This window comes from Vallitalea guaymasensis, from assembly GCF_018141425.1.
Taxonomy (GTDB): domain Bacteria; phylum Bacillota; class Clostridia; order Lachnospirales; family Vallitaleaceae; genus Vallitalea; species Vallitalea guaymasensis.
This window is the reverse complement of record NZ_CP058561.1, coordinates 2,412,207-2,428,067: the sequence shown is the minus strand read 5'-3', so window position 1 is coordinate 2,428,067 and position 15,861 is coordinate 2,412,207. Positions and strand designations below refer to the sequence as shown.

13 protein-coding genes are annotated in these 15,861 nt (G+C 30.1%); 11 read left to right on the top strand and 2 right to left on the bottom strand.

Features of this window, described 5'->3' with window-relative positions; genetic code table 11:
- The first annotated feature begins 2 nt into the window (after window positions 1–2).
- The 5 genes from HYG85_RS10670 (at window position 3) to HYG85_RS10650 (ending at window position 3,343) form a co-directional block, all read left to right on the top strand.
- Window positions 3–773, top strand: a complete 771-nt coding sequence (locus tag HYG85_RS10670) for a ParA family protein (protein ID WP_212693448.1) — start codon at window positions 3–5, stop codon at window positions 771–773.
- Window positions 774–775: 2 nt separating this feature from the next.
- Window positions 776–1,657 carry a ParB/RepB/Spo0J family partition protein gene (locus HYG85_RS10665; protein ID WP_212693447.1) on the top strand — a complete coding sequence of 294 codons (882 nt, stop codon included), beginning with the start codon at window positions 776–778 and terminating at the stop codon, window positions 1,655–1,657.
- Window positions 1,658–1,664: 7 nt separating this feature from the next.
- Window positions 1,665–2,162, top strand: coding sequence for a DUF4446 family protein (locus HYG85_RS10660; protein ID WP_212693446.1), 498 nt, complete (start codon window positions 1,665–1,667; stop codon window positions 2,160–2,162).
- A gap of 84 nt (window positions 2,163–2,246) precedes the next feature.
- Entirely contained in the window at window positions 2,247–2,537 is a 291-nt protein-coding gene (locus HYG85_RS10655) for a YkuS family protein (protein ID WP_212693445.1), read from the top strand.
- Complete coding sequence (locus tag HYG85_RS10650; protein ID WP_212693444.1) at window positions 2,534–3,343, top strand: Cof-type HAD-IIB family hydrolase; 810 nt, start codon at window positions 2,534–2,536, stop codon at window positions 3,341–3,343. The genes HYG85_RS10655 and HYG85_RS10650 overlap by 4 nt, the downstream gene beginning before the upstream one ends.
- 114 nt (window positions 3,344–3,457) lie before the next feature.
- On the opposite strand, the gene adhE is transcribed toward HYG85_RS10650, so the two are convergent.
- On the bottom strand, window positions 3,458–6,073 hold the full coding sequence (gene adhE, locus HYG85_RS10645) for a bifunctional acetaldehyde-CoA/alcohol dehydrogenase (RefSeq protein WP_212693443.1): 2,616 nt from the start codon (window positions 6,071–6,073) through the stop codon (window positions 3,458–3,460).
- Between the two features lie 1,001 nt (window positions 6,074–7,074).
- Between adhE and HYG85_RS10640 the strand changes: the two genes are divergently transcribed.
- Together HYG85_RS10640 and serS are read left to right on the top strand one after the other, a co-directional pair.
- Window positions 7,075–8,136: an HD-GYP domain-containing protein gene (locus HYG85_RS10640; protein WP_113672951.1), complete on the top strand. Its 1,062-nt coding sequence runs from the start codon at window positions 7,075–7,077 to the stop codon at window positions 8,134–8,136.
- 414 nt (window positions 8,137–8,550) lie between these two features.
- Window positions 8,551–9,822, top strand: coding sequence for a serine--tRNA ligase (serS, locus tag HYG85_RS10635; RefSeq protein WP_212693442.1), 1,272 nt, complete (start codon window positions 8,551–8,553; stop codon window positions 9,820–9,822).
- Between the two features lie 104 nt (window positions 9,823–9,926).
- Here the strand turns inward: serS and HYG85_RS10630 are convergent, their stop codons facing one another.
- Window positions 9,927–10,205, bottom strand: coding sequence for an ArsR/SmtB family transcription factor (locus HYG85_RS10630; protein ID WP_212693441.1), 279 nt, complete (start codon window positions 10,203–10,205; stop codon window positions 9,927–9,929).
- Window positions 10,206–10,604: 399 nt separating this feature from the next.
- Between HYG85_RS10630 and HYG85_RS10625 the strand changes: the two genes are divergently transcribed.
- Genes HYG85_RS10625 through HYG85_RS10610 form a run of 4 tightly spaced genes read left to right on the top strand, consistent with a single transcriptional unit; the run spans window position 10,605 to window position 15,841 of the window.
- Complete coding sequence (locus tag HYG85_RS10625; RefSeq protein ID WP_212693440.1) at window positions 10,605–11,633, top strand: substrate-binding domain-containing protein; 1,029 nt, start codon at window positions 10,605–10,607, stop codon at window positions 11,631–11,633.
- On the top strand, window positions 11,630–13,165 hold the full coding sequence (locus HYG85_RS10620) for a sensor histidine kinase (RefSeq protein ID WP_212693439.1): 1,536 nt from the start codon (window positions 11,630–11,632) through the stop codon (window positions 13,163–13,165). The genes HYG85_RS10625 and HYG85_RS10620 overlap by 4 nt, the downstream gene beginning before the upstream one ends.
- A 1-nt stretch (window position 13,166) precedes the next feature.
- Window positions 13,167–14,750, top strand: coding sequence for a response regulator (locus tag HYG85_RS10615; RefSeq protein ID WP_212693438.1), 1,584 nt, complete (start codon window positions 13,167–13,169; stop codon window positions 14,748–14,750).
- Between the two features lie 20 nt (window positions 14,751–14,770).
- Window positions 14,771–15,841, top strand: coding sequence for a substrate-binding domain-containing protein (locus HYG85_RS10610; RefSeq protein ID WP_212693437.1), 1,071 nt, complete (start codon window positions 14,771–14,773; stop codon window positions 15,839–15,841).
- The last annotated feature ends 20 nt before the right edge of the window (window positions 15,842–15,861 follow it).

The following is a 15,861-nucleotide window of genomic DNA, read 5'->3' as shown; positions in this document are numbered from 1 at the left end:
TAATGGGAAGAATAATAGCCGTAGCTAACCAAAAAGGTGGTGTTGGTAAGACAACTACATCTGTAAATTTATCTTCTTGCTTAGCTGAAAAGGGGAAAAAAGTACTTACTCTAGATATTGATCCGCAAGGAAATACTACTAGAGGTTTAGGAATAGATAAGAGGAAGTTAAAGAATACTACATATGAGTTGCTTTTAGGACAAGCACCATTGAAAAAGTGTATAATCAAAAATGTATTCAAGAATATATCCCTTTTGCCTGCTGACGTTGATTTGGCTGGTGCAGAGATAGAGTTGATTGGAATGGATGATAATAGTTTCATATTGAAGAAGGAAATTGATCAAGTAAGAGATAAGTATGATTACATAATTATTGATTGTCCACCATCATTAAGTACATTGACAGTTAATGCTTTGACTACAGCGGATACAGTTTTAGTGCCTATACAGTGTGAATTCTTTGCTTTAGAGGGATTATCACAGCTTATGTATACTATTAACTTAGTTAAGAAGAGATTGAATCCTAATCTTGAGATTGAAGGAGTAGTATTTACAATGTATGATGCTAGGACTAATTTGTCTATGCAGGTAGTGGATGAAGTTAAAAAAGAGCTGAAGAGGACAAATATCTATAAAACAATAATACCAAGAAATGTTAGATTGGGAGAAGCGCCAAGTCATGGAGTACCGATTAATATATATGATTCTAATTCAAAAGGTGCAGAAAGTTATAGGTTATTAGCAGATGAAGTGATAAATAGGAAGGATGTTTAGAAATGGCTGCCGTAAAAAGAGGGTTAGGAAAAGGTCTATCTGCTCTTATTACAGATGATCTTGAACAAGAAATCACTGATAAAAGTAAAGGTATAGTTAAAATAAATATTAATGAAGTAGGCCCCAATAAAGAACAACCACGAAAAAAGTTTGATGAAGACCAATTACAGGAGTTGTCAGATTCCATAAAACAATATGGAGTTATTCAGCCGTTGATAGTTATTAAGAAGAACAAATATTATGAAATAGTTGCTGGTGAAAGAAGATGGAGAGCGGCTAAATTAGCTGGCTTGAAGGAAGTACCAGTAATAATTAAAGGTTATACACCTAGAGAGAAACTAGAAGTATCACTTATAGAAAATATACAAAGAGAGAATCTTAATCCTATAGAAGAAGCGTTTGCATATCAAAAACTTATAAATGATTTTAAGTTAAAACAGGATGATGTGGCTGAAAAAGTTTCAAAAAGTCGTTCTGCAATAGCAAACTCCATGAGATTATTGAATCTGGATGAAAGAGTACAGAGGATGATAGTTGATGAGATGATTTCTAGTGGACATGCCAGAGCATTATTAGCAATAAAAGATGGTGAGATTCAATATAATATCGCAAATAGAGTATTTGATGAAAAATTAAGTGTTAGAGATACAGAAAAACTCATCAAGAGCATTACAAAACCTAAGCTCCCTAAAAAAGAATCAAGAAACGATGAAGCCTTATCTGCTATATATAAAGATGTAGAAGAAAGGTTTAAAGAGATTCTTGGAACAAAAGTTACTATCAATCGTAAAAGTAAGAAAAAGGGGAAAATAGAAATAGAGTATTACTCAGATGATGAGTTAGAAAGATTAATTGAATTAATTAATTCAATCAAGGAAGGATAGTTTTTAGATGGAGATGTTAAATTATTATATTTCTAATAATGTTGAATTAATAGTAACAGTATTATGTGGTATAACCTTATTAATGTTAATATTATTGATTATTAATTCTATTAGAATAAAGAAATGGAAAAATAAGTATTATCAATTTATGAACTCTAAGGAAGACTTTAATATTGAAGATGTATTGCAAAAAAATATTAAAGATATAGATGGACTAAAGGATATTCTTCATAAGCAGAAACTTGATATAAGAGAAATGGAAAAACATGTTAGACAATCTATTGAGAAAGTTGCTGTTGTTAAATATAATGCCTTTGATAATATGGGTGGGCAATTAAGTTTTGTTTTAGCATTATTGAATCAAACAGATAGTGGTATTTTGTTGAATGGTATGCATAGCAGAGAAGGCTGCTATATGTATGTAAAAGAAATAAAGGATGGTAAAAGCGAAAAAGTTCTTTCAGAAGAAGAAAAAGCAGCTTTGGAAAAGGCAATGAAACAATAAGGAAAACAATTAACAATATTTAATTTTCATATTATATTTTATTGACTCTTGGTAATACTATTATTATTACTAGGAGGTGTTCTAATGGTCATATTAGTACAAGATGGATTAGATAATATTGAAAACTATTTAATAGGTAGAGGCTACAAAGTAATACATGGGAATACTACTACTAAAACTCATGATATATATATTTATTCAAGTTCTGCATATAAAGGTTTATATAATGAGATTTTTAGTAATAACATGCATAATTCTATAGAAACAAATAATGTATTAATGATTAATGCTAATAATAAATCTTATGCAGAGGTAGAAGATATAATTAATAGTAGAAAATATAGCAGTTTATTTGAAAGTGAGGGCTTTTTTTGAGATACAAGATGTTAGTACTTGATATGGATGACACACTTCTAGATGATGATTTAAGTATATCTACAGATAATATCAAAGCTATACAAGAAGCTAATAGTAAAGGAACAATAATAACTATTTGTTCTGGCAGGGTAAGTAAGTCAATTATAAATATTATTAAACAACTTGGAATCGCAAATGATAATGATTATTATATATCCTATAATGGTGCTGTTATCAATGACTTAAAAGGTAATAATATTTTTTATGAACCACTGCCACAAGATATACTTCCAAAATTGATTGATATAGGTAGAGAATATGGAGTTGATATTCAACTCTATGATAAAAAAGGAGTAATTGTAGAACAGGTTACTTCAAGGACGGAGACTTATCAAGGACTTAGTAACATAGCAGCTGATGTAGTGGACGATCTTAAAAACTATGATAAATCAATCAAAATATTATATAACTATGATGATATTAAGATATTGGAAAAGATGCAAGAACATATCATAGAGTTATATAATGATAAAGTTAATGTATTCTTTTCAAAACATACATATTTAGAAGTATTGAGTAAGAAAGCTAACAAAGGTATAGCATTAGAATATCTTGCCAATTATTTACATATAGATAAGGAAGAAATAATAGCTGTAGGAGATAGCTTCAATGATAAATATATGATTAAATATGCGGGTATGGGAGTAGCCATATGTAATGCTAGAGAAGAAATAAAAGAAATGGCGAATTATGTAACAAAATGTAACAACAATCAAAGTGGAGTTGCAGAAGTAATAAATAAATTCATATTAAAAGATTTTTAAATGAATATCATTTTTATTTATTTCAATTACTATGATAAAGTTAATATTTATATATAACAAAAAAGAAGGGAAAAATGGCAACCCTTCTTTTTTGTTATCATTTACATTATATATTTATTTTCCGTAGTAAGCTTTTTTGTATAAGTCAACTAATTCTTTTACTAAAGGTAATCTTGGGTTAGCAGGAGTACACTGATCTTCAAATGCTCTGTCTGCTAAATAATCAACTTTACTTAGGAATTCTTTTTCATCTACACCAAAATCTTTTATTGTAGTTTTTACATTAAGTTCTTTCATAAGCTTTCTAACTGCATTAGCTAGTGATTTTACGCCTTCTTCTGGTGTCTTACAAGGTAAGTTAAGGTGCTTAGCTATGTCAGCATATTTTTCAGGAGCTATGAATTTTTCATATTTAGGGAATGAAGCAAATTTTGTTGGAGTTTTGCTTCCGTTATATTCTATAGTATGTGGTAATAATATAGCGTTAGCAGCACCATGAGGTATATGGAATTCTCCACCTAATTTATGAGCCATTGAGTGGTTTACACCAAGGAATGCATTTGTGAATGCCATACCAGCCATACATGAAGCATTATGCATTTTTTCTCTTGCTACAGCGTCATTACCATTTTTGTAAGCTCTTGGTAAATATTCAAATACTAATTCAGCAGCTTTTAGAGCAAGTGCATCTGTATAATCAGAAGCTAAAACAGAAACATAAGCTTCTAAAGCATGTGTCAATACATCAAGTCCAGTATTAGCTGTTACACCAGCAGGTACTGACATTACGAAATCTGGGTCGATTATTGCTACATCCGGAGTTAATTCATAGTCAGCTAGAGGATATTTGATTCCTTTTTCTTTATCAGTGATAACTGCAAATGAAGTTACTTCTGATCCTGTACCTGATGTAGTAGGTATAGCAACAAATCTTGATTTATTACCCATAGTAGGGAATTTGTATACACGTTTTCTTATATCCATGAATTTGAGAGCCATGTCACTGAATCTTGCTTCTGGATGTTCGTAGAATAACCACATTCCTTTTGCAGCATCCATAGCTGATCCACCACCTAATGCGATAATTACATCAGGATCGAATTTTTGCATCATTTCTGCACCTTTTTTAACTGTTTCGATAGATGGGTCAGGTTCAACATCAGTAAATACTTCACAATGTATACTATCAGTTCTATTTCTTAAATGATAAAGAATCTTATCAACGTATCCGAATTTTACCATGAATGGGTCAGTAACTATGAAAGCTTTTTTGATATTTTGCATTTTACTTAAGTATTGTACTGAACCTGGTTCAAAGTATATTTTTTCTGGAATCTTAAACCATTGCATATTCACTCTTCTATTCGCCACTCTTTTCTTATTTATTAGATTAACAGCTGTTACATTTGATGTTGTTGAGTTTCTTCCGTAAGAACCACAACCAAGTGTAAGAGATGGCATATTAGTATTATATATATCTCCAATTGCTCCATGAGTAGAAGGAGAATTGATTATTATACGACCAGTTTTTAATCTGGAAGAGAATTGCTTGATTACTTCATCATCATTAGAGTGAATAACTGATGAGTGGCCAAGACCACCAATCTCAACCATTTTTTCACATAGATCAATACCATCTGTAGCATTTTTAGCTTTTATGATAGCTAATACAGGAGATAATTTTTCTTTGGATAATGGATATTCATGTCCAACTCCATCAAGTTCACAACATAAAACCTTTGTATCTTCTGGTATATCTATATTAGCTAATCTAGCAATCTCTACAGGTGCTTTACCTACTATTGCTGGATTAACAGCACCTTTTTCAAGGTTCATAACAACGCCTTCTAAGCGTTTAGTTTCTTCTTTAGTTGTAAAGTAGCAGTTTTGTTTTTTCATGTAATCTGTTACTTGTTTATATATAGGTTCTTCAATGATTGCTCCTTGTTCAGATGCACAAATCATTCCGTTGTCAAATGCTTTTGATAAGATTAAATCTGTTGCAGCTCTTTCAACATCAGCAGTTTTTTCTATGAAGCAAGGTACGTTACCAGGTCCAACACCAAGTGCAGGTTTTCCAGTTGAATAAGCTGATTTAACCATTCCAGATCCACCTGTAGCAAGTACTAAAGCAACACCAGGATGGTTCATCAATGTATTTGTTGCTTCTAATGAAGGCATTTCTATCCATTGAATACAGTTTTCTGGAGCACCAGCTTTTACAGCTGCATCTCTTACAATTCTTGCTGCTTCAGCAGAACACTTTTGAGCTGAAGGATGGAATGCAAAGATGATTGGGTTTCTTGCTTTTGCTGAAATAATAGCTTTAAATAATGTAGTTGAAGTTGGGTTAGTAACAGGAGTTACACCAGCAACAACACCAACAGGTTCTGCAACTTCCATGTAATCTTCTTCTTTATTAATGTTAGTGATACCTACTGTTTTTTCATATTTGATACTATGGTAGATATATTCTGTTGCAAACATATTCTTAGTTATTTTGTCTTCATATACTCCTCTACCAGTTTCATCAACAGCTAGTTTAGCTAAATACATATGTTTGTCTAATCCAGCAAGTGACATTTCTTTAACAATGTTATCTACTTGTTCTTGGTTAAGTTGTAAATATTCGTCTAATGCTTTTGTAGCTTTTGATACTAATTCGTCAATCATTTTTGGCACATCAACATTTGGTTTATCATTAGTTTTAGTGACTTTTGTGTTTGCCATAATTATATACCTCCTAGATATTTTTAATATTAGTTTTCCCTATTTTGTAATTATAAATGCGACAAGTAGTCGCTTAATAAATTGATTTCTACATATAAATAATGTTAAAATATTAACAATTATTTTCAAAAAAATATTACACTGACATAATAGCAAATTGATAATATTTTGTCAATAACTAAAATAAAAATATACAAAATAAAATATACAATATAACTATAAATACTGTATACAAGACAGCATATTTCACATAACAAAGATTATAATATAGTTATTATATATAAAAAAACACTATAGATATTTAATGATACTTCTTATCTTGAGAAGTTATGATATCAAATATAATTAAAAATAGTTAAATTTATAACAATAAATTGCGATTTAGAAAACTTAACAGATCAGTTAAATAGGATATAAAAAATAACGAAAAATATAATTTACTTAATATAAATAGCTATTATTATATAGGTAATGTTTTAATTAAATTCATATATTTTAAATATGAGATTATAATATATTTTAAGGTATATTAATTGATAAAATAACAATTTATTATATAGATTAGTATATGAAATATGAACTATTTTACTTCTTTTTGATAGAAAAAAATTAGAGAATAGGTCTTTGTAACTAATATAAAAATAACCTGCGTTTCAGGGGGGGAATAAAACGCAGGTTGAGGGGGGTATTAGATGATGTACCATATTATTGAGGCTTATTTCCTAAACCAAAATCCTCATAAATAAAACATTGTAAATAAATGGTACATTAATAATGATTACCATAATAAGTCTTTTTATTCATTTATTTCAATTTTAATTGAAGATACTATAAAAAAATGATATGATTATATCAACTGTAAAGAGATTTTTATTTAGTAACGAATAATGATAAAGAACAAATAATTATCTTTAGAAACTTGATTAATATTTTTTATTGGATTATTTATTAATGAGTAATAGTTAATAGAGATTTTTTAGCCGTTCTGTAGGTGGGATTTAATGAGAAGAGTACTAATAGACAATTTAAAAGGTAATGAGAGAGTAGCACGACCAGTTTATTCATTAAATGGTAGCTTTCTTTTATCAAAGGGGATTCATATTAAGAAATCTTATGTTGTTCGTTTAAGAGAGCTAGGAGTAGATTACATCTATATAGAGGATGAATTATCTGAAGGTGTTGAATTAAAAGATTTTATTGAAGAAAAGACAAGAGAAAACTGTAAAAAAGAAGTTAAAAAAGTATTAGAGAATTATAGTACCCAAGGACATCTAGAATTAACTAATATTGTATCAGCTGCTCAGGATATTGTTGAGGATGTATTGACCCAACGTAATATTATTGTTAATCTAGTTGATATCAGGAGAAAAGATGAATATACATATGCCCATTCTGTCAATGTATGTGCTTTAGCAGTTTTATTGTCTATAAAGTTAGGTTATAACAAAAATAGAGTTAAAGATATAGCTATAGGTGCTTTATTGCATGATCTAGGTAAAGTTCTTATTCCAGAAGAAATCCTTAACAAACCTGGTAAGTTAACCGAAAAAGAATATGAAATAGTTAAGCAACATGTAATCTATGGTTATGAAGCGATAAGCGAAGCTTCATGGATAAGCTCTATATCTAAAGTCATAATATTAACTCATCATGAAAATGTTGACGGTTCTGGATATCCTTTCGGCTGGAGTGGCAATAAAATCAATAGTGCGACAAAAATTATTTCTATATGCAATGTTTTTGATTCTATGGTAACCAAAAAACCTTATAGAGAAGCTTATAAAATATATGAAGTAATAGAATTTCTTATTGCTAATAAAGGACGATTGTTTGATGAAGAAATTGTTGATGAGTTTATAAAATATATAGCAGTATATCCATCAGGTATGGGAATCATAACTAATGAAGGAAAGAAAGGTATTGTTCTAAAACAGAATAATGGATTTCCATCAAGACCTATCATAAGGATTCTGGAAGATGAAAATGGAAAATATGATGAGTGGGTGGAAATTGATTTAATGGAGAATAAAAAACTTTTTATTGTAGATACTTATGAAATATAGATAAAAATATTTTAGGTTGAAAAGAAACATAATATATATTATAATTATTAAAAATAGTTTTTGTGCTATGATGGAAGCTAAGATTAAGGTAGTTTTTCAAGAGAGTCAGAGATGGTGAGAACTGGCAAAACGAAATAATCCCTCCACTTCCGGAGTACCTGACGATGAGTTAGAGGTTGGTATCCTTTATAATACTAATCAAGAGATTACAATTTTTATTGTAATAAATTGGGTGGCAACGCGGATATCCTTTCGTCCCATTAAGGGCGAAGGGTTTTTTTATTGTTTTTTATTTATATATTCGTACAGTCTTTGGATAATGAAAGGTAAAGAGATATAGGATAACTGAAATCTCTTAAGTGACTAAGTCGCTTGTTAATCGTATAGAAAAGAAAAATAGAAGGAGTGAATAAGATGTTAGATATTAAAATGTTAAGAAACAATTTTGACCAAGTGAAAGAAGCTTTATCAAACAGAAAAGAGGAGTTTGATCTTGATTCTTTTGTGGAACTTGATACTAAGAGAAGACAATTATTACAAGAAGTAGAGCAATTGAAAAATAAGCAGAACGTTGTATCAAAGCAAATTCCTGCCATGAAAAAAGAAGGTAAAGATGTAAAAGAAGTATTGGCTGAGATGAAAGAACTATCTAATAAGATTAAAGAAATAGATGGTGAAGTAAAAAAAGTTGATAATGATTTATATAACTTTATGTTAACTATACCTAATATACCTAACGAATCAGTTCCAGCTGGTGATACAGATGAAGATAACGTTGAAATCAGACGTTGGGGAGAGGTTAGAGATTTTGGATTTGAACCAAAAGCCCATTGGGATATTGGTAAAGACTTAGATATTCTTGATCCAGAATCAGCAGGTAAGATAACAGGAGCTAGATTTACTGTATACAAAGGTAAGGGAGCAAGATTAGAAAGAGCTTTAATCAACTTTATGTTAGACCTACATGTAGATAAACATGACTATACAGAAGTTTTCCCACCTTTTATGGTTCATAGAAAAAGTATGGTAGGAACTGGACAATTACCTAAATTTGAAGAAGATGCATTCAAAGTTGAAGGTACAGATTATTTCTTGGTGCCAACAGCTGAAGTACCAGTAACTAATATGTATAGAGAACAAATACTTGAGGGTGCTAAACTACCTATTAAACATTGTGCATATACAGCATGTTTCAGAGCAGAAGCAGGTTCAGCAGGAAGAGATACTAGAGGGTTGATAAGACAACACCAGTTCAATAAAGTTGAATTAGTAAAATTTGTTAAACCAGAAGAATCTTATAATGAACTTGAACAGTTGACAAAAGATGCAGAAGAAGTTCTACAATTATTAAATATTCCTTATAGAGTAGTAAAGATATGTATGGGTGACTTAGGATTCACAGCTGCTATGAAATACGATATTGAAGTATGGATGCCAAGTTATAATAGATATGTAGAAATTTCAAGCTGTAGTAACTTTGAAACTTTCCAGGCTAGAAGAGCTAATATCAAATATAAAGATAATGTAAAGGACAAAGCAAAATTCATTCATACTCTTAATGGAAGTGGTGTAGCTGCAGGTAGAGCAACGGCTGCAATACTTGAGAATTTCCAACAAGAAGATGGAAGTGTTGTTATTCCAGAAGCCCTAAGAAATTATATGGGTGGTTTAGAGAAAATTCAATAATAGACTAATATAAAACAGGACTGTCTCTTATATCTTACAACAGCTTATAGCCGTCAATAATGTATTAAGAGTCAGTCCTGTATTTTTGTATTTGAGTCATAAAATTAATCATCAAAAAGGGAAGTAACCAGGTCAATTGCTATTTGATTAACTACTTTATAAGTGATCTCTAGTCCTTTACGTTCACCAACAATTATTCCAGCTGATTTTAATTTAGAAATATGCTGTGACACAGTTGATTGGGGTATGTTTAAACAACTCTGCATAAAAGAGACATTACAACCTTTATTTCTAATTAAACCATTGACAATGCACAATCTTGTAGGATGACCTAGTACCTTTAAAATTTCAGCTGCTTCATAATATTTATTTATATCTTCCATAATAATAATATCCCCCTATTAAGTCCTGCCCTTAGCGTTTTAATTCAATCATATATATTATTTTAGCAAATATAGTTATTTATGTAAATATATAGATTAAAAAATGTATTAATTTCTACAGAATTGTATAATTAATCACGTATAATAAGTTGATTATTTAAGCTTTAGAGGTATATCTTAATTTTATTATAAATTCCAAATATTACGTATGGGATGTAATATGTTCATATAGGTCAACAAATTAATTTTTGATTGGTATAAAATATGATAGTACTATTTTAATATTAATATGAAAATAAATCAAAAAAGTGCTATTTACAAGGAATATTAGGGATATGTTATAATTATAGACAAGAAAGTTTTAAAATAGACTACACTACCAAGTAAGGATGGACAAAAATGAAAAAAGTTATTTTAGGTATAATAATAGGTATATTATCTTTAGTATTAATAATTAGTCTAGGTCTCTCATTTTTATATATGAAAGACGTTAATTATAGTAAAGAACAGAAATTCAATAAAGATAAAGATTCACCTAAATACCACCTAATGGTTATTTCCAATGATATCAATACATTATCAGGGGAAGCATTTTTAAAAGGACTCAATGATGCTAGCCACAAAATGAAAGTGGCATTAGAGATCAATGATGTCAAGAAAGAAGATATAAATGAACAGTTGGATTATATTAATATAGCTATAGCGTCAAAGGTTGATGGTATTATTCTTCAGGTAACGGATAATGAAAAGATTAAAGAAGCCATTAATCATGCTGTGGATATGGGAGTTCCCGTTGTAACTGTATTTGAAGATGTACCAGCTAGTAAAAGACAGAGTTATGTAGGGTCCAATTCATTTGAAATTGGAGAGAAAGCTGGGAAACTAGTTAGCAATGCCATAGATAATAAAGGAGAAATTGCTATAATCCTTGATAATATTCAAGAAAATGATTATTTGGAGACATCCAAGAATCTTATATTATCAGGATTCAAGGATATCACTAATAAATATGATGAAATGGAAATAAAAAAAGTTGAAGAATCCAAATTAGGTTTATTAGGAGCAGAAGACATTATCAGCAAGATAATAAACAGTTATCCTAATATAAGTGCTATCTTTTGCAGCAGCGTCAAAGATACCATTGGTGTTGCTCAAGTGATTGTTGACCTTAACAAAGTAGGGGATATCTCAATAGTTGGATATGGGGACAGTGAAGAAGTATTGAAGTATATTGAAAAGCATGTAATAGATGCCTCTATAGTTGATAATCCTTATGATATAGGATCTAAGAGTATAGAAGCTATATTAGAAGTTATAACAAAAGGTACAACATCATCCTTTTATGATACTGGTTTAAATATTATCACTAATGAAAATATTGATGATTATACCAATAAAAGGCAAAAGAGTGAAGGTGATGAAAGTTGAGATTCTTTGATAGGTTATTAAGGCTTAATACTATTCGTAGAAAAATGCTGGTTTATTTTATGATAACAATCATATTAATAAGTATAGTAAGTATATTTACTTTCATAATGTCCAGTAAATTCATGCAGAAGATGGAATCCATGTTCGTTGATGGAGTTGCCCTTACAGAGCTATCTGAAACTGTTACAAAAGTAAATGTTAACCTTAATAATTACTTGTCTACTAAACATTCAGATAGTCTTAATAACTATCTTAGATATAGTGATGAATTAAGAGAAAAAGCAATGGATATGAATAAAGGTTTATCTTATGACAACAACAGGTTATTACTTAAGGATATAGCTTTTATGATTGAAACATATCTTAATGAAGCAGATAAAGGGATTGCAGCAAAAAGAGGACGGGATATTGATGAATACCTGACTGTATATACTACTACAACACAATTAGAAAGTTACATCAAGGAATATATCAACAAAGTTAATTATAATGAATTCAATAGGAATACCAGGGAGTATCTTAATATAAAGAACAAATTGAAATTTTTGCAGCAGATTAATATTATACTAATATTAGATATAATAATATTATCTATTCTAATTATTTATTCTACAACATACAAAATGACAGAACCTATTATAAAATTATCCCATAATGCTGAAGAGATAGCTAAAGGAAATTTTGATATAGATGAAGTAATAGTATCTACTGACGATGAAATAAAAGTAATGGCGGTAGCATTCAATAAGATGAAATCCAATATCAAAGAGTATATCAAGAAACTTAGAAATACAGCAGAAATGGAAGCCAAATTGATGGATCAGGAACTTCAGAACCTTAAGATGAAAAATCTTTTGGATAATGCTGAGTTACAAGCACTTCAATCTCAAATAAACCCACATTTTCTATTTAATACCTTGAATGCAGGAGTACAACTTGCAATGATGGAAGGTGCTGATACCACCAGCAGTTTCTTAGAAAACATGTCGGCCCTTTTCAGGTATAATATTAAGAAACTGGATAACCCAGTAACATTGAAAGAAGAAATTGAAAACATTAAATCATATTCTGAGTTGTTAAAAGTACGTTTTGGAGATTTTATTCAATTTGAATTCAGTGTTGACAATAGTATCTCTCAAATATTTATGCCTCCTCTGATTTTACAACCGTTAGTGGAAAATGCATGTATTCATGGAATTGGGGATTTGGAAGAAGGGGGTATAGTACGTATAGTTACAAGAAAAGAAAAAGAATATGGACAAATCATTATTGAAGATAATGGTGTTGGAATGAAGAAGGATGACATTGAGAAGGTGCTCAAAGTAACCTCTGAATCCAAAATACTTCAGAAAGCAAAGAAGGGGCATACTACAGGTATAGGACTGGGAAATGTCATTCACAGATTACATCTTTACTTCGGGAAAGAAGATGTAATAAAAATTATTAGTGAAAAAGGTATGGGGACTAAAATCGTTATTAACCTTCCTTTGGAAAATAAAGATATTCTATCAGACCGTGAGGAGATGCGTTAATATGTATAAGCTATTAGTTGTTGATGATGAGGAAATAGTTATAAATGCAGTCAAATTTATTGTTAGTAAGAATTTTGATAATGTTGAAGTTGTTGATAGTGCGAGAAATGGTAGAGAGGCCATAGAAAAAGCTAGTAACCATAATCCAGATATAATATTTATGGATATAAGGATGCCAGGTATAAACGGTATTGATGCAATTAAAGAAATAAAAGAAAGAAACAGTAGAGTGCAATTTGTTATACTATCTGCTTATGAACAATTCGAATTTGCCAAAGAAGCAGTTAATCTAGGTGTAAAAGAGTATATTCTCAAGCCAATAAACAGATATAAACTTATTGATACGCTGAACTCCATAATAAGCGACTTGGAGGAGAAGGAAAAAAAGAGAAAAAAAGAATTGGAGAACATAGAAAAACTTCAAAATATACTGCCTATACTTGAAAGTGGATTCATATACTCAATCTTAATGGATAAGGAGTTCGGAAAAGAAGTAAAAAGATACCAAGATCTCTTTGACCTAGGGGATGATGGTGGTTATATGATGATCATTGAGTTTGGTGAAGGTGAAAAAGCCATGTCTCTAACTAATAAAATTGGCTCAAGTGTAAAAAGCCAAAAATTCTATCCAAGTATCAGAGATATGTTAAAATATAGATGTAAATGCCTTATAGGTCCTACTATGATTAACAGGATAATTGTTTTTGTGGCAACAAAGGAACATGAGGATGAGTACAAGCAGAGGCTTGAAGCTATCCAGATGGCTGAAGATATTGTGAAAAAAGCCAAGAAAAGCACTGATGTAGAATTTTTTATAGGTATTGGAGGATATAGTAAAATCGAATACCTTCATAATTCTTATGAAGAAGCTTTGAAGGCTCTTAGGGACAATAGCGGTGAGCATGTTGTTCATATTATGGATGTAAAAGAGGTAAAAGATATCTCTCTAGATAAGTATAATGAACGATGTAAAAAACTATTAAGCAGCATTGAACTTGGAAATACAGATGAAGCATTATTAATACTCAATAAAATATTTGATAGTATATCTAAGTTAGTGCCTATCAATAGGAAAAGTAAAATGATAGAATTGATTGTGCTCATATATCAGATGGCTTATACTATGGGTATACCATCAGATATTTATATAGACTATTCTTCATATTTACAAGAAATAATTAATATGGAAGAAGAAAAAATCCAAAGATGGGCCATAAAAAGAACAAAACATATTATAAAGATGGTTAAAGAATACAAACAGAACAAAGTAAGTAAATTGATAATGAATGCGAAAGATTATATTGACAAGTATTTCAGTAATGAAATTACTTTAGAAGAGGTTTCTAAGGTGATAAGTATAAGTCCTCAATATTTCAGCAGGTTATTTAAAGAAGAGACAGGTTATAATTTTATTGAATACCTGACCAATATTCGTATAAATAAATCAAAGTCTCTTATTAAGAATTCTAACAAAACCATTAAAGAAATTTGTTATGAAGTAGGATATAATGATCCAAACTATTTCAGTAGATTGTTCAAGAAGATTGTTGGTATATCACCTACGGAATACCAAAAAGACATATAAAAGTATAGGGGGTAATACTTATGTCAGCAAAAAGGAAGTTGAAGGTTATTATAGCGATAGTTAGTTTATTGATTATTATTGTAGGTACTATGATAGTTGTTGCTATGAACTCCAAAAAAGACCAAAAAGTCAAAGATGATACTATTAAGATTGGATTATCAATAGATTCTCTTGTAATAGAGAGATGGCAGAGAGATAGAAATATATTTGTAGCAAAAGCCAAAGAACTAGGAGCAGAGGTATTGGTTCTCAATGCTAATGAAGATAATGATACTCAGATTAAACAGATGAAATATCTGATTGAACAAGATGTTGATGTATTAGTTGTAATTCCATATGATAAAAATGGTATAACCGAAGTTACTAAAGCTGCTAAAAAGAAAGGTATAAAGGTTATAGCATACGATAGGCTGATATTCAATGCTAATGTAGATTATTATGTATCCTTTGATAATGAAAAAGTGGGAAGATATATGGCTGAAAGCATGTTGGAAGCTGTACCAAAAGGGAATTATGTAATTATTAATGGTTCAAGTAAAGATAACAATAGCAAGATGTTTAACAAAGGAACAATAGATGCATTAAAACCTTTTGTAGAAAAAGGTGACATCAATATATTAAAAGAGGTATGGGCAGAAGATTGGAGAGAAGAAGTAGCATATTCTTGTATAGAAGAAATCCTATCAAAAGGAGAACATATTGATGGGATAATTGCTGCCAATGACCGTTTGGCAGAAGGAGCAATCGAAGCATTGGCTGAAAACAGAATAGCTGGAGATGTTGCAGTGGTAGGCCATGATGCCGATTTATCAGCATGTCAGAGGATTGTTGAAGGTACTCAACTTATGACAGTCTATAAACCTATAAAGATTCTTGCACAAGCAGCAGCTGAAATAGCTATCAAAATAGCAAAAGGTGAGATAATAGAGAATGAGACTCTTATTGATGATGGAACATATTATGTGAAATATATAAAATATGATGTTATTCCTGTAACCAAGGATAATATTGAAGATACTATAATAAGAGATGGATTCCATATCAAGGAAGATATCTATAGAAATATACCAGAGAGTGAGTGGAAGGATTAAATAGCAGGTAATTCTAATGG